The 14,282-nt window shown below is 42.8% G+C and carries 12 protein-coding genes; all 12 read right to left on the reverse strand.

Translation table 11 applies throughout. The features are described from left to right. Positions 1-158: 158 nt before the first annotated feature. The 12 genes from HM1_RS13235 to HM1_RS16540 all read right to left on the reverse strand — a co-directional run bounded on the left by HM1_RS13235 (position 159) and on the right by HM1_RS16540 (position 14,200). Positions 159-818 (reverse strand): hypothetical protein, encoded by a 660-nt coding sequence (locus tag HM1_RS13235; protein ID WP_012283899.1) that lies wholly within the window; start codon positions 816-818, stop codon positions 159-161. Positions 819-1,034: 216 nt separating this feature from the next. Then, positions 1,035-2,396 (reverse strand): transposase, encoded by a 1,362-nt coding sequence (locus tag HM1_RS15380; RefSeq protein ID WP_012281426.1) that lies wholly within the window; start codon positions 2,394-2,396, stop codon positions 1,035-1,037. 289 nt (positions 2,397-2,685) lie between these two features. Beyond that, positions 2,686-4,044 (reverse strand): amidase domain-containing protein, encoded by a 1,359-nt coding sequence (locus HM1_RS13245; RefSeq protein WP_148207142.1) that lies wholly within the window; start codon positions 4,042-4,044, stop codon positions 2,686-2,688. Positions 4,045-4,062: 18 nt separating this feature from the next. Then, complete coding sequence (locus HM1_RS13250) at positions 4,063-4,494, reverse strand: hypothetical protein (protein ID WP_041314004.1); 432 nt, start codon at positions 4,492-4,494, stop codon at positions 4,063-4,065. 231 nt (positions 4,495-4,725) lie between these two features. Beyond that, positions 4,726-5,175, reverse strand: a complete 450-nt coding sequence (locus tag HM1_RS13255; RefSeq protein WP_041314007.1) for a hypothetical protein — start codon at positions 5,173-5,175, stop codon at positions 4,726-4,728. 441 nt (positions 5,176-5,616) lie between these two features. Continuing rightward, positions 5,617-6,819 (reverse strand): amidase domain-containing protein, encoded by a 1,203-nt coding sequence (locus HM1_RS15385; RefSeq protein WP_012283904.1) that lies wholly within the window; start codon positions 6,817-6,819, stop codon positions 5,617-5,619. A 299-nt stretch (positions 6,820-7,118) separates the two neighbouring features. Continuing rightward, on the reverse strand, positions 7,119-7,421 hold the full coding sequence (locus tag HM1_RS13260; RefSeq protein WP_041314010.1) for a hypothetical protein: 303 nt from the start codon (positions 7,419-7,421) through the stop codon (positions 7,119-7,121). A 239-nt stretch (positions 7,422-7,660) separates the two neighbouring features. Continuing rightward, positions 7,661-8,356, reverse strand: coding sequence for a DUF4367 domain-containing protein (locus HM1_RS13265; protein WP_012283907.1), 696 nt, complete (start codon positions 8,354-8,356; stop codon positions 7,661-7,663). After that, positions 8,346-8,888: an RNA polymerase sigma factor gene (locus HM1_RS13270; RefSeq protein ID WP_041314013.1), complete on the reverse strand. Its 543-nt coding sequence runs from the start codon at positions 8,886-8,888 to the stop codon at positions 8,346-8,348. Before HM1_RS13270 ends, HM1_RS13265 begins: the two co-directional genes overlap by 11 nt. 354 nt (positions 8,889-9,242) lie before the next feature. Next, positions 9,243-11,396, reverse strand: a complete 2,154-nt coding sequence (locus HM1_RS14815; protein WP_012283909.1) for a M56 family metallopeptidase — start codon at positions 11,394-11,396, stop codon at positions 9,243-9,245. Next, complete coding sequence (locus HM1_RS13280) at positions 11,393-11,752, reverse strand: BlaI/MecI/CopY family transcriptional regulator (RefSeq protein ID WP_012283910.1); 360 nt, start codon at positions 11,750-11,752, stop codon at positions 11,393-11,395. The genes HM1_RS14815 and HM1_RS13280 overlap by 4 nt, the downstream gene beginning before the upstream one ends. A 582-nt stretch (positions 11,753-12,334) precedes the next feature. After that, positions 12,335-14,200, reverse strand: a complete 1,866-nt coding sequence (locus HM1_RS16540; RefSeq protein ID WP_012283911.1) for an ADP-ribosylglycohydrolase family protein — start codon at positions 14,198-14,200, stop codon at positions 12,335-12,337. Positions 14,201-14,282: the final 82 nt, after the last annotated feature.

Consider the following 14,282-nt stretch of genomic DNA (forward strand, 5'->3'; position numbering starts at 1 on the left):
TCCAGTCGAACATATTAGACTAAATCCAGTCTAATATGTTCGACTGGAGGTGTCAAGTATTTTTTGCCAGGTTTCCTGCGAGCTTTTTATTATCTTGCCGGTTCAAATGCGGCAAGGAAAGGCACGCTGGCATAAAAGCCTAAACAACAGCGGCATTTTTATTCGAACCCCGTTTCCTCCGAAGCAGCATCAGCCGTTAAATCGTCGCTGAAATAATCGGAGTATTTTACGTTGGTCCCATCCCCCGAATATTCGATGTCTTTCACTTCGACTTCCCCATCAAGTATCAGCATGTATGGAGTGTTGTTCGAGATGACTGTGGCGGCATCCTTTCCTTCGTCATAGATGACCCTGGCTTCCGAAAATTCGGCGGGCACAATCTTGTCCGACGAAAAATCATATATACCGTCTGCTATATCTCCGAATACAATGGTCATGCCGTCCGTGACCAGCACTGAAGCGGAAAAACCGGCGGACATGGCTGTTTCGACAGTTTTGGCCGCTTTGACTAAATACACATCTCCATCTTTCTGCATCACAAAAACCCGGAACGACGTATAGAGACCTTCCACTTCCGGATTTTTATCACCTACCAAAATAATACTATGGTTGTTGCGTGTTTCACCGGTTATAACATCATATCTGCTTGTTTGCGATGTAAACCATTTTATCGCATCTGCCAACTCTGCGTTCTTATCGTTTTTTTGCTGTTTACAGCCAGACAAAACCAACAAGCACAAAATTGCATATATTGTAAGTATTACTGTTGGAGAATGCACTACCCTGCAAAATACAGATGCCTTTTTTGATAAAGACATTTTAATCCTCCCTTCAGAACCTACGCAATCGAAATAGCACCAAGCAAATGAGCGACCTCTTACGGTTAACCGATTTAATGGCGATACCAATTCTCTCTTTAAATGTTTAAATTATCCAGTCGACAGTTGCATTTATCCTACGCAAGTTTATGGAAAAAAACACCTTGTTTATACCAGTGCTTCGATAGGCAATCCCACCCTTTCACCCTTGGTCAGCTAGGCAGTAGATAAGCCCCACTCCCAGACCCAACGATATAGATGTAAAGATACCCACCTCGTCGCTTCGCGCATCTCATCAATGAGATATCGAAGCGGCACATCTCGATGACGAGAGGCAGGGAGGTGGTGAAAGAAAAACAATCGCTTAAGATTAAAAGCCAGCACTTGAAATCCGATCATCGCTTTGATCGCCACCGAATCGTGCACGAAGCAGTGGTCCAAGGCGTTGAACGTCTTAAGGTTGCGAAATCCAATATTCTCAATATCCCAACGAGCGGCGGCAATTTGTGCGATCGTCTGGGTATCCGCTTTTTCGGATGAGCATGTGGTTGCTATCCAGCGCTCCACCACATCAGTGACAAAGACTTCTTTGTTTGCTTCGATGACTGTCTTGTTGGTATGACGAATGATTTTTACGATTCGCATGGGCACGCGAACTTGCGGCCATTGTGCCAATCCCTCTTCGTCCCAAGCTTGAACGTAAACGGTATTCCCTTTTCCATCTCTTTCTTCCCAAGTGGAGTCCGGAAGCCGGTTCGCAAAGCAGGCATTTGCCTCTTTCATTATCCGTCGACGTTCTTCTTTCATGCGAACAACTACATGAGCGCCTGCATCCAGAGCGGCATGAATGACGGGTGCTTTGGCAAACAGCGCGTCTAACGTGTATACATCCGTTATTTTTCCATAGGTCTCGGCCATACGTCGGATCAATCGTTGGGCGACGGTGGTTTCTCCTTCATCCTTGTCCACCCCATCCTGAGGCTTTCGCATTTCCCAGTCATAAATCAGGTTCGCGTTGCCGCCAACCTGTTGAGCGACTACGACCGCATGATAATAGTCGGTGGTTTTGTCGCGGTGTTCGCGCGTAAGGCATTCGGGACAACGATAGGCCTTGGTGTGGAATAACTCCACGCCATCGATGGCAGTCACTCGCCAACCATTGATGCTTTCCTTCTGCGGGCCGCGTTGCTCCTTATATCGCTGGATCACACAGTTATGCTGCTTTCGTTGCTCTTTTAGATCCCATTTCATCAAGGCTTGTCGCACCGTATCATGTGATGGCAATCGAATGTTTTTGGGAACCAATTGACGGAATACCCCGGTTTTTTGCCAACGGTCCATCTGCTCCATACTTTCCATACAGAAAAAGGCGCCAAAAAAAGCGACGGTAAAAATGGCTGGGGCTTTGATACGGGGTTGTTTGCGACCATCCTTTGCTTGACGGACCATCTGCGAAAAGCCATATACCTTTGAGGCGTACTGCGTAAAATGTTGAATTAGTCGGCCCGCTTTTTTTCCACCAGGTGTTCTACAAAAAATTTTCTGGACTTCTTCGAGTGGCTGTGCTACGCTTTGCACTGAGGATTCCCCCTTTGTTCAGTGTTTTGCTTTGCAACCACTCACTTCGACAAAGGTAACGGGAATCCTTTAAAATTTTCTGGAAATTAATCTAATTACATCCATTTTCCCGTGGGAATTGTCGCGTTTTCATGACAATTCTCCAACAGCGCCTCAGACAGGGGATTAGCAGACTTTTTTATTAAAGATGCGTGGGTTCTGTCCTCCCTTGTAATCCATCTATAGAAATTTGCATATGTTGGGGAAGGCCAAGGTAACTGGCCTTCCCCAACATAGGATGCCTAAAAAGCTATCTGTCGAAGTTGGCAGAGCTAAACTTCAGTTGGCGCATATAGCAGCTGTCGCTGCCCCACGCGCGGATCACTTCATCCAACTGTCTCCGCGCATTGCTTGTATGTTGGGTAATTTTAATGTTAGCGTAGGTATCGTTGGTACCCCCGGATACATATACAGAATGTCCGTAATCTCCGGAGCTGCCATTTCTAAACTGTAGTACCTGCCCGGTGACGATGCTGGTACAGGCAATATTGCTCCACACCTTGTTATTATTAACGCCGGTGGCTTTAGGTCCGGTAGAAGGAGAGCCGGTTGCAAAATTCCAAAGATTATTAACGCCTCCCCACGGATTGCCGAAACCGTTTTTATGTCCAAACCAATTATCCAGCGAAGTGCTGCTTTGCATTCGCTTGCGGGCTGCAATATTAGCGCTCATGATTTCATTGGTATCGCCGTCAGACCACCCGCCATACGCGGCCCAAATACACTGCGATACAAAATTTGTACAATCTGCGTTCGCCTCGTAGTAAAAACAGCTGTTAGGAGTGCTGTAATAGGTATCGGCATATCTGCGGCCGCGTTCCCCATCATAGGAGTAGGAGGTTGCTTTTAAACTTATGTTCGAATTGTCCTGAGCTAAATATGCATTGAAAGTTTCCTCCATGTCGACTACATCAGCCGGGTCAACAACCATATTGTTACATTTCTCTTTGAATGCAACATAATCAGAAATAAGAGAGTCCACCACGCTTTCGGCTGATGCACGCTTCAAGACAAAGTCAGTATTAGCTAATAGACCTTTAAAATCGTGGAAATTAGCTTCCTCGGTATCAATCTCTGAGATGTAATACTTGCCATTTTGGGCAGCTATACGAATCGTATATGGAAAGTTGTACTGCTCGCTGGCATACTTACTGCAGGTACGGGTATAACTCAAATCCGCAGTAAATGTCAGTTCATCGTTATCGGCTCCTGCAAACCTCATATCGAAGTCATAGTTTGTCCAGTATTCCTTTGTGGCGTCGGTTAAACCGGTATACCATTTCAGATATTGGTTATACAGTTGTGTGCTTTGGCTGTCCAAAAAAATATCGCTTGTGTCAATGATCTGTCCGGTCTTATACGATTCGAACTGCCTAGACAACAGTTCTTTTAACAACTCAGAACCTTTAACCTGAAGAATTCCTCCGCTGTCGTCGATTGCCGACGCAAAGGACGGCACACACAGTAGCGATGCAAAAAGGGCAAGCGTTAAAAACGAAGCAAATATTTTTTTCATTTTTATAAAACTCCTTTCATTTGCAGTATTTTTTATGTTACGAACTATTTTTGGTGAACCAATGGAACCACCTTCTTTCTTAATTAAGCCCACGGTAAAAAATCATATTTTTTAATAGGTTACAGTCTTGCTATAGACTGTGCCGGACTCGTATCCGCCGTCGCCGGATACATAGTAATACGTCTCAACCCTGTAAGTCCCGCTGGACACCTGATATGTTTCGAGGATGGAGGCCGACGAGGACATCGAGGATGCAGACCAACTTTTTACGTTCGACCATGTGCCGTTGGAGTTGCGTTGTAAGGTTGACGAGAGATAAATGCTTTTCCCAGCGGGCGTTTTCTGCACAAACCCGTATACGGTGGCCGTTCCGCTTGACGAAATGCTCAGTGAGGTGCTTGCTTGGTTGATGTAGGTATACTTGACGGACATCTCCGACTCCGTTGCCGCGCTTATTTCCCCCATAGCCAGCGCTCCCGGCGCCAACACGGTCAGAAGAAGCAACGCGCCCAATGCTGCGGATAAAAACCTTTTCTTTGACATGGAAAAACCTCCTAAATTTGTTCTCACTAATAAAACAAATCAGAAGAGGTTTTTGTGACAGGAAAAACGGTATTTTTTCGAAAAATTTTTGACCCCCTACGGGCTTGCGTCCGCGCCCGCCGTTTCAACGCTTCCGGCGAATCCTGAACACGGCATCCCTGTCCAGCGTGGAGGATACTATCTTTAAAAATAGGCTGCCACATGTTAGATAAGAGGCTTAGCTGTGCTTATTTATGGTTTCGTGACTCCATTTTCTACTATATAATTTTCAATGATGGAACAAATATCGGAAGGCACTTTATACCATTTTTTACTTACTTCTGTTTTATCATAATAGGTAATTGAAGCCAAAAATTTATTAGAATAGAAAACCAACTCATGCTCGTTATCTTGAATTATAATTGTTAACGTTGGCTTGTTTTCCGATTCATCTTTTACTTTTACCTCTTTCCATTCTTTTTCATTAAATAACTGCAAAAAATTCGAGTTAGGTTTTATATAATACTCTTTGTTATCAGTAATCACCGTTAGCAAATCCCTTTGCCCCATTATTATTTTCGTATTATCAATTGACAGATATGAGTTGTAAGGCTGATTGAAATCAACAAAAAAAATTACAATCAATGCAATTAATAATATAAATATAACGATTAATAAACTGAGTGCCTTTGTTTTATTCATATTCTCACCTCTTATTAAACAGAAATAGTAAAAAAGTTCTCACCCTTAGAATAGTGTAAATGCTTTATTACCAGCAGTCATTATATAAAGCTTGATGCGGTGGTATTTTTCAACACCGCCGTTAGCATGGTATTAAAAATGTCTGAATTGCCTGAAAGCATGTACTTTTAGACAATTTTGCGGCAAACACCGCGTGACCTTTTCCTCTAATTTTGTTAAATTTTAACTATCGTCCCCTTGAAAATCCCTCTATTCTTCGTCTGAATTTTCGTCAAGGCTGGGCTTTAATTTTGGCTTAACTGAAATTCAATGACACAGATCATCAGAACAAATGTTGTTCATAAATCTTTGTACACTGCTTAAACAGGGGAAAACAGTTATAAGTCCTGCCTACTGAATAAATTTCAGACTTATTCAGTAGGCAGTTTTTGCTAGTTCTTATTATTTTTCATTAGTTGCTTTGTCCATTTCATATCCATAAATTGTATATCCTTTATCATATAGATATTGTAGAGTATAATCCACTTCTTTCTTAGCCGATGAGTCCCAACGTGTTTCACACCTATCATAAGTATGCTGTGTTAACAATATTCTTTCATCGTAATCTGAACCAGTCGACTTAATTTTTGTTATAATTGCCGTATGATCTGTATCACCATCACCTGTCATATCTACAGAAACTACATCACCTGTTTGTAAATTCGAAGAACTTGGTGTTACACCTGCTCGCTGACTCCAATGATTATAAAAATTTAAAGCACCTCCCCATGTGTAAGACGGTTTTGAATCGCTATAATACCAATTTGTAGATTTTGTGTGCGGCAGAAGTATTCCTGATTTTATTTCAATCATTCCGCCAGCTTTAAGACACTGAGATACAAAATTTGTACAATCCGAATACGTTCTTCTTGTAGTTTGTGAACGTCCGCTCATTGGATCATGCTCAAGGTCATTCATTGCATTTGTGGAGGTATCTAATCCATAATAATCCGTATAATAAGGATAATCATCATTATTGGTCTGATACCACCATTTCTTAGCATATGTAACTGCAGCCGAAGCATCGTATCCATTTGTAGATGCTTCACCGAAAATAATATTGTTTATATCATCACTAGATTTTGACTCGCTTGTTATCCGCGCGTCCGTTGGTATTGGTAATAATCCCAAAAATTCTTCATCAACCTTTTTAGAGTTGAGCTCGTCTGCAGAATAATAACTTAGGATTTTATTGTTTTTACCTATGTTTTCATAATAGTCTATAAATTTAACAAATTCGATCATCTGATTGTCAATTGCCGTTCCTGTGTCTATAAACATATATTGTTTGACAAAAGATTGAAACTCTTCGCTATTAATGTTAAATTCAATTGGTATGTTGCCCTTAATATAATCAATTGCTTTAGAATACTTTCCTTGCCAATTCTCAAAATATTTCATATCTGGTTCTGGATAAAGACGAATAACATTTATACCAATAGTTTCAGAATTATAAATAATATAATGATCTTCAATTTTTGATGAAAAAATATTCCTCGTTAGTTTTTTATTGTCGTCTATCGCTTTTGCAGGAACACTATAACCTGTTATAAATATACTAGCAATGACTAAAATTGACATAATAGAAAGTAAACACTTTTTCATTTTTCTATCCACCTCTCTAAAAAATTAAGGTTTTACACTTCAATAACTTTCCATAAGCCGCTACAGCCTGTGCGTTTTTACGCAAGCCCTGTCTATGCAATATCCCAAAAAGCCCAATGAAATCATCCCCTCTGATTTTTGTTCTCACTAATAAAACAAATCAGAAGAGGCTTTTGTGACGGGAAAAATAAATTTTTCAAAAAAATTTTGTGAATCCTACGGGCTTTTGTCCGCGCCCGCGGTTTCAACTTTTTCCGCAATCACTAATCCAGTCTCTATGCAGATTTGGCAGTAATTTGCTACTCAATGCTAAGTGTATTTGTTCCATCCTTGTCATTTATCCTGACCTTTTCTACTCTCATTTGATTATCATAATAGAAAACCATTTGCGTGCCATTGTCAAATGTATAGATCTCTCCCGAAAAGCCGGACAATTTTCCTGACGGTTCCCCAAGTATTCGGTGTACATCGTCCTGGAGAGTGCCAATTACTTGCTCTCTAATATTAGGCGATGTTTTAGTTACAGAGCCTTCTTTTGAACAACCAATTATTCCAATGATACATAAAATCAAAAACGTAACCAATAACAATTTTTTTCTCATTAAATTATCCTTCATCTCCTTTAATTTATATCATTCTCATTTCTTGAACTGCAAGATTAATTGATATAATCCATCCAGCCGCTTACACTTATACTCCATAAGCATGATAGAGATGTTATGTTTTTCAACTTCCTTATGGATCTCATAATAAAATCTCCTTGATTTTCTTTTCAATAAAACAAATCAAAAGAGGTTTTTGTGACAAGGAAAATAAATTTTCTAAAAATTTTTTCTGAACCTTATGGACTTAAGTCTGTGTCTGTAATTTCAACACTTTCCGCGATCTTAAACACAATATCTCTATCCAGTGTTGATGACACCATATACATATACTTATCATCGTACCAGAGCAGGTTCTGGACGCCCCGGTTGGAATAGTATTTTGCGGGAAGGCCTTTAAACTCCAGTTCCTCAAGCTCGGCTCCCTCGGTGTTTATATCCATTGAAACGTCCTCAAGGCGCTGCTGGCTGTAGGATATATAGTCGGATCCCTTTTCGTATACCAGCAGGACGGGCCCGGCCGTTTTTTCGTTGATAAGCTCAAAACCCTCCGGTATGAAGGACGGCCTGCGTACGATAAATTTACCGGCCGCATCATTTGATGACTGGCTTTCATTAAAGAATATATGAGTGAATTTTTCGTACACCTCGGTTATGAATTCAAATACCGCGGCACGCACGGCCGATACGCTCATCGCGGTTGCAAGCAGGATGACGATTGCTGCAGCCAGTGCGACCGCCCGCCTGCGCAAAAATACGACTCCGCCGGCCGCGCTTCCCGTTTTGCTCCGGCGTACAAGCTTTCTCATCCTCCGCTCAAACCTTTTTGAGAATTCGTGTTCTATCTCATGATCCGCCGGCAGGGCTTCCAGTTCGCATATGTCCGCCTTGATGACGGCTTCCCTGAGCATGTCGTCGGTAAAATTAATCGTCATCAGAGTTTCCCTCCATTCCCAGAATTTCCTCAAGCATGCGCCTCGCGCGCTCGAGCCGCTTTCTGACCGCCGCCTCGGAAATACCAAGCATCTCCGCTATTTCCGCGTTCGAAAACTCCTGGACGTATTTCAGCTTCAGTGCGTCTTTATATATGACGGGCAGCTTCAGCACGGCCTTTGTGAGGCTATCCAGATTTTCCGTTTGCTCCGGGAGATCTCCGGCGGCGCAAAACACAGCTTCCTCAATCGGAACGGCAGAATACCTTTTCCGGCTGTTATACATGTTGATGGCAACGTTCCTAACAATAATAACAACGTAGTTCCTCGTTTTGTGACAGGAAATTTCGCCCACCTTATCGAAATTCTCAAGTATTTTTAGAAACGCTTGATGCACCGCGTCCTCCGCGAGGCCCTCGTCGTTCAGAATACCGTTTGCGACGTGGAACATGAGCTTTCTGTATGTAAGGTAAAGCGATTCGAATTTGCTCTTTTCGTCATCGCCATCAAGCATCGCCAGATATATCGGGAGCATCTCCAACCATCCCTCCTTTGTGACCTGTGTTTTCCAACGCGCGGTTTTGCGTGCAGCCTGCGACCGGAAAACCGCGCATTAATGCAGCCGCCGACAGTAATATCGTATACTTGCTGGAAAATAATATCAAGCGGCAACATATAATTTGACGTTTTTTGCCGCGGCTGGTTCCCAAATACATATCGACTCGAACAAATCACACACATGAAAATTCAAGGTTTCCCGGCATCTCCGCCGCCGGAAATCACTTTTTTTGAGGGCGGCAAATCACCGGGAAAACCTATATTCTAGTCATTCTTTACATTTTATTTTCAGCGTCAGATGCCGTACGGCAGATTTGCATCTGCGCCCCAATTAATACCCCTGGTCATAAATAAGCCATGGGCTGTTTTTATCATCCCGTATTAGTATCATGCTCCAGTTTTCATAGACTCCCTTATTCCAAGGCCCTGTAACTTTGTCGGGATAATCTATATTAAAGCTCACCTTGAAAACTATAATGTTTTCCGGTTCAACAAATTTCCCGCCAGACTTGTAGCTTTTACGCATACTATCCTGGGAATCATAATCAATGCTTAAAAGTGTGCGTTTTTCCGTACCGAAGAGCTGGACATTGCCGCTTTTTACCCTCTCAAGCGTACGGCCCTCCCTCGGGTACATCGTTGCAAGTATTGCCTCCGCATCCTTTGCTGCAACAGCGCGATAGTATTCCTCCACAACCGCGCGGGCTGCGGCCACTTCTTCTTTCGTAAACTCCGGCATGACGACCTCTTGCGATTTATTTCCCTTTGTAGTATTCCATTTATCAACAGCCATTAGGGCTTCTTTGATTATTTTTTCTGTTTCAGGATCAACATCCTTGTTTTCATCCAATAACTTCTTTACAATATCTTCGCAAAGGGTCGCGGCAATGTGGCCCCGCAACCCTTTATCCCCGCTTTCAAGTATGTCAATAAGATAAGGTAAAGCTTGGGTTTCTAATGCAAGAATCGCATTATATTCTGCTTGATGGGCATTGATATAGTCCTGAGGATTGGGAGAATTTTTAGGCGAGGACATAATTGTAGCAAGATTTTCCTCTATTAGGCTTGCAATTCTATCGGAGCTTTTTTCATCTCCTATCTGTTTTTTCAAGAAAGTTAATGTATTGCCGATCTGTTCTATATGTGCCTCATCAGCCCATAAAATAAGGTAATGGTACAGAGAACCGTTTATTTTAACAGCGTCCGGGTATTTTACAATCAATCCCGCCTGATTTTTCATCTCTTCTGGCTGGTCGGCCGAAGGCAAAATGAGCCTTGCCTCCTGTCCATCAACCAGGCGTTTAACAATTTTCGGATCGGAACCGTAAGGATTCAGCTTGTGAAATGCGTCATTCTTCGTTACTTCATCGATTGACAAACTTTCGCCATTAATTGCTCCGACCTGGAAAAAGCCATCTTCTCCTTCATATCTTTCAACAAAGTTGGGATTTAATTTCCAATAAGACGGATATTTAAAGGAGATTTTATAGTCCTCAGATATGTATGCTGCACTTTCAGATGGATTTGCGGCAAAAGCAATCGCAGCCCCGCAAACAGCCACAACCGCAACCATTATGACCCAAAATGCAGGTTTCTTAAAATTGAGTATATTTTTTATTCTGGTTTTTACATAGCTCTCGCCGAATGCTAAAGGATTCGCCGCCAAAAGCCCTTTTCTTTTCACCGATAGTGTTAGGAGGGAATTTGAATAGCCGCCCTTTGCGCTGTCACCCAGCCTATGCAGCACGCTCTCATCGCAGGACATCTCCATGTCCCGGCTCATGAGCGCAAAACACAGCCACATGAGCGGATTGAACCAGTGAAGGATGAGTGCAAGAAAAGCAAGCGGCTTTATCAGATAATCCTTCCTGCGGATATGTGTACGCTCGTGCTCCAGTATATAGGACAGGTTGGCATCTCCAATGTTTGCAGGCACATAGATTTTCGGGCGGATAAAGCCGCATACGAAGGCTGTGCCGATGGCATCAGTTTCAAAGACATTGGCCTCCACACGAATCGCAGTCTGAAGTTTTCTTTTAATTTTTACATAAGAAACAATACTATAAACCAGCAGGGCAATAACGCCAAAAATCCAAATAAGGCTAAAAACAGCCATCCATATTTGCATGGGATTCACGCTTGCCACCGGAATAGCGGGAGGCAGAGAAGCATTCGCCGCGCTGTCAATGCTGCCAATGCCGGACTGAATCGCAGGCGTATGCATCAACCCTATATTCTGCGGTACAAACTCAGATACTCCGATTCCTTGCTTCGCATTCAGGTTTATCAGATTGAAAAAGCTAAAAGCTGAACCGAAAGAAAATGGGCATACAAGACGGAAAAGCACCGGTATCCAAAGAATATAGGAAAAAACCTTCGGCGCTTTTCTTAAAAACAGGCGGACAAGAATAATGCCAATAGCTACATATGATGCAGTGATACTCATGTTCACAATAGATATAAATAAATCTTGCAACAAGCTCATTTCACCGCCTCCTCTATAATCCGCTTCAGTTCCTCGGCCTCCTGTTCGGAAAGCTTACGGCCGCTCAGGAAGGCAGTCAGAAATTTCGGCAGCGACCCGTCAAATGTTTTTTCCAACACGGCTCTGCTTTCATATCTCTGCACATCTTCACGCTTAACCAATGAAGTAACGGTCGCATCCTTGTTTTGCAGAATACCGCGCTCGCAAAGCTTTTTTAATACAGTGTAGGTGGTTGACTTTTTCCAGCCGAGTTTATCAGCGCATAACTTTACAAGCTCAGTGGAATTGATCGGTTCGTTGTCCCAGATTATACTGACAAATTTATATTCCGCATCAAACAGCTTATATTTTTCCATGCAGTTGCCTCCTTGGGTTTATTTTAATAGACCTAATTAAAGTCTATCGCGTTCGACCCAATATGTCAATAGCGAAATATGAATTAAATTGCATTTTTGCAGATCATATTGATTTTGTTAAAGCACAAAAAGATTCAAGTTATAGACATGTTCCCTCGAACATATCAAATCATTTCAAATTACGTCTTTTTCGTCAACACAACCCCTCCCGCCAAAATCCGCCCCGAAAGGCTGTGGATGTGTTTCCACGAACAACCATACACATAAAAATACAGGGCTTCCCAGTATCTCCGCCGCCAAAAAACACATTTTCAGCAGATGGTAAATCACCGGAAAACCCTGTATTCAAGCCGTTTTTCAGGCGCTTATTTATTTTTTACATTTGTCATCAATACTATGCACTCAACGTGGCACGATAGGCTCACCTTGATGTCTGGACTGTGTTTTTCTATTTATCCGTTCGCGGGAATAGGTCGATAGTGGTTTTTATGGGGTTTTTCCGTTCGTGGAAACATGTCCACAGCATTTTATGGCTTTTATTCGTTCTCGGAAACAAGTCGACATGGGCAAAATAAAAAGCTGCTATAGCATACGGTCCTCCTTATCAGGTCGTTTTCCTATAATGTGTTTTGTCTTATCTATAGGAAACGGAACTTTAGCCGGTTCAAAGTATTCAATTCCTTCAACGATAGCGATCCGCTCAGCGTTGTTCGAGCCAACCGGCACAATCACTCTATCCCCAACCTTAATACTCTCGTCTTCGGTTTGGTAATAGTATGTATTGCCGTCCTCACCGAACGAAACACTGCAATAGATGACTTCACCTATCTTGCGTCCAGGCTTTTCATCGTCGTCATAGTCATCATCTTCATCGTCATACTCTATTCCGAACAAGGCGAGGAGTGCCTCCCAGTTCTCCGGATAAGTATTGTCACCGCCGTACATCAACCCGTGAGAACCCTCATAGCGCACAAACAGCGACCACTGAGTGCCGTCACAGATTAACATTTCGCCCTCTTGCGGATACCCGGACTTCCAATACTCCGTATGGATGTTGTTCCATTCAGCAATAAGCTGCTCTGTCTCTCGAACGGAATACCGCTTCTGGGGTTGCGCCTCCGTCAGAAACTTTCCGGTAAACAGAAATGCTCTTTTATCGGTAAACAAAAGATGGTAAATATCATAGCCGCCGTATCCGCCTATTTCAAAGTAAACTTCAGAGAGTTTCTTAGGCGTCGCCTGCCAGTCAATATCCTTAAGGCGCTTAAGCCATTTGACGAATTTCGCTTCTTTGAATGAGTCAATCTCGTTGTAGTTCCAGTGACATCCGGAAATGAGCTCTCTATGGATGATTGCCAACACGGTAAGCGCATCAAGAGCATCAACATTTCCTTTGGCTACTTCGGCTTCATTGAAGTTTTTACCCCGCAGGATGGAAGTATAAAAAACTCCGTCTTTGCAATATTGCGGATAGTTTGTCTCGATAAAATGCATAAATTCATCATAAAATTCATGAAATAGTACTTCATACGGCGGTTCATGTATGTAATCGCTAACGGTTGATACTGTCGGTGACAGCTTTCCGATATATTTTGTCAGTAAATTGAAGCGAGAACCGTCCTTGCCGATAAAAACTTCCCATTCGTCATAGATTGCCCGGAGTTCATCGTCCAAATAGCTCAAAGCTTTATCCCGGATATCATTCGGTACACCGTAATACGCTTCAGCAATTGCTCCCGTTATTGCGGCTATTGTGTCGCTGTCGCCGCCAAGTGATATTGCTATGCGAATAGCGTCCTCGAACGACTTTGATTCAAGGAAGCAGTCAATAGCTTGCGGCACGGTTTCCTGACAGGTCTCATTGAATTTATAAGTCGGGCGTATCTCATCAATAGTAAAATCAAGTGGATAGTAGTCTTTTGAGATTCTGTCTCGGATTTCGCTTTTCAGGAAGCCGCGGCGCGCCATGTAAACAGCGACCGAAACTGCTTCCGCGCCTTTGATACCTTCCTCATGATTGTGCGTGACTGAGGTTATTGTTTCTGAAAGACTGGCAGCTTCTGATTCGGTACGAGCAGCAAACCCGGCAGGGCTAATGCGCATAGCCGCTCCATTACCGAAGCTTAAATACGGCTCCGGATTATCACTGAACACCCAGCGGGCAAACATTCCACCGTAACCGCAGTCCGGATACTTACGTCCAATTTCTTGCATATATTTTACCGTTAGTTTACCAAGCAACTGGTGATAGTCACCATTTGAACCGTAACCACTTATCGACGGCTCAATGCTTTTTTCAGTTTCCATGATTGCCTTTGCGACGGCGAGGGTCATTATGCTGTCGTCGGTTGCAAAGCAGCCTTCAGCGAACAGGTCAAAGTCCTTATCCCTGTGGTTATTGAATTCGAAACGCGACCCTACAATGTCGCCGATAATTGCTCCGAGCATAGTTTTCACCCCATTCTTCAATAGTTCGCATATTTATCTGCGCTTCGCTCCATATACGCCAGCCATTCATACTCCGTTTCTA

Origin of the sequence: Heliomicrobium modesticaldum Ice1, from assembly GCF_000019165.1 — a bacterium.
In the GTDB taxonomy this organism is placed as follows: domain Bacteria; phylum Bacillota; class Desulfitobacteriia; order Heliobacteriales; family Heliobacteriaceae; genus Heliomicrobium; species Heliomicrobium modesticaldum.

Excerpts from the sequence above, each read along its gene's own strand:
- HM1_RS13270 (WP_041314013.1), bottom strand. The coding sequence starts at position 8,888 with ATGCTCCCGATATATCTGGCGATGCTTGATGGCGATGACGAAAAGAGC.
- HM1_RS13260 (WP_041314010.1), bottom strand. The coding sequence starts at position 7,421 with ATGAGAAAAAAATTGTTATTGGTTACGTTTTTGATTTTATGTATCATT.
- HM1_RS14815 (WP_012283909.1), bottom strand. The coding sequence starts at position 11,396 with ATGAGCTTGTTGCAAGATTTATTTATATCTATTGTGAACATGAGTATC.
- HM1_RS15385 (WP_012283904.1), bottom strand. The coding sequence starts at position 6,819 with ATGAAAAAGTGTTTACTTTCTATTATGTCAATTTTAGTCATTGCTAGT.
- HM1_RS13255 (WP_041314007.1), bottom strand. The coding sequence starts at position 5,175 with ATGAATAAAACAAAGGCACTCAGTTTATTAATCGTTATATTTATATTA.
- HM1_RS13250 (WP_041314004.1), bottom strand. The coding sequence starts at position 4,494 with ATGTCAAAGAAAAGGTTTTTATCCGCAGCATTGGGCGCGTTGCTTCTT.
- HM1_RS13265 (WP_012283907.1), bottom strand. The coding sequence starts at position 8,356 with ATGACGATTAATTTTACCGACGACATGCTCAGGGAAGCCGTCATCAAG.
- HM1_RS13235 (WP_012283899.1), bottom strand. The coding sequence starts at position 818 with ATGTCTTTATCAAAAAAGGCATCTGTATTTTGCAGGGTAGTGCATTCT.
- HM1_RS13280 (WP_012283910.1), bottom strand. The coding sequence starts at position 11,752 with ATGGAAAAATATAAGCTGTTTGATGCGGAATATAAATTTGTCAGTATA.
- HM1_RS16540 (WP_012283911.1), bottom strand. The coding sequence starts at position 14,200 with ATGCTCGGAGCAATTATCGGCGACATTGTAGGGTCGCGTTTCGAATTC.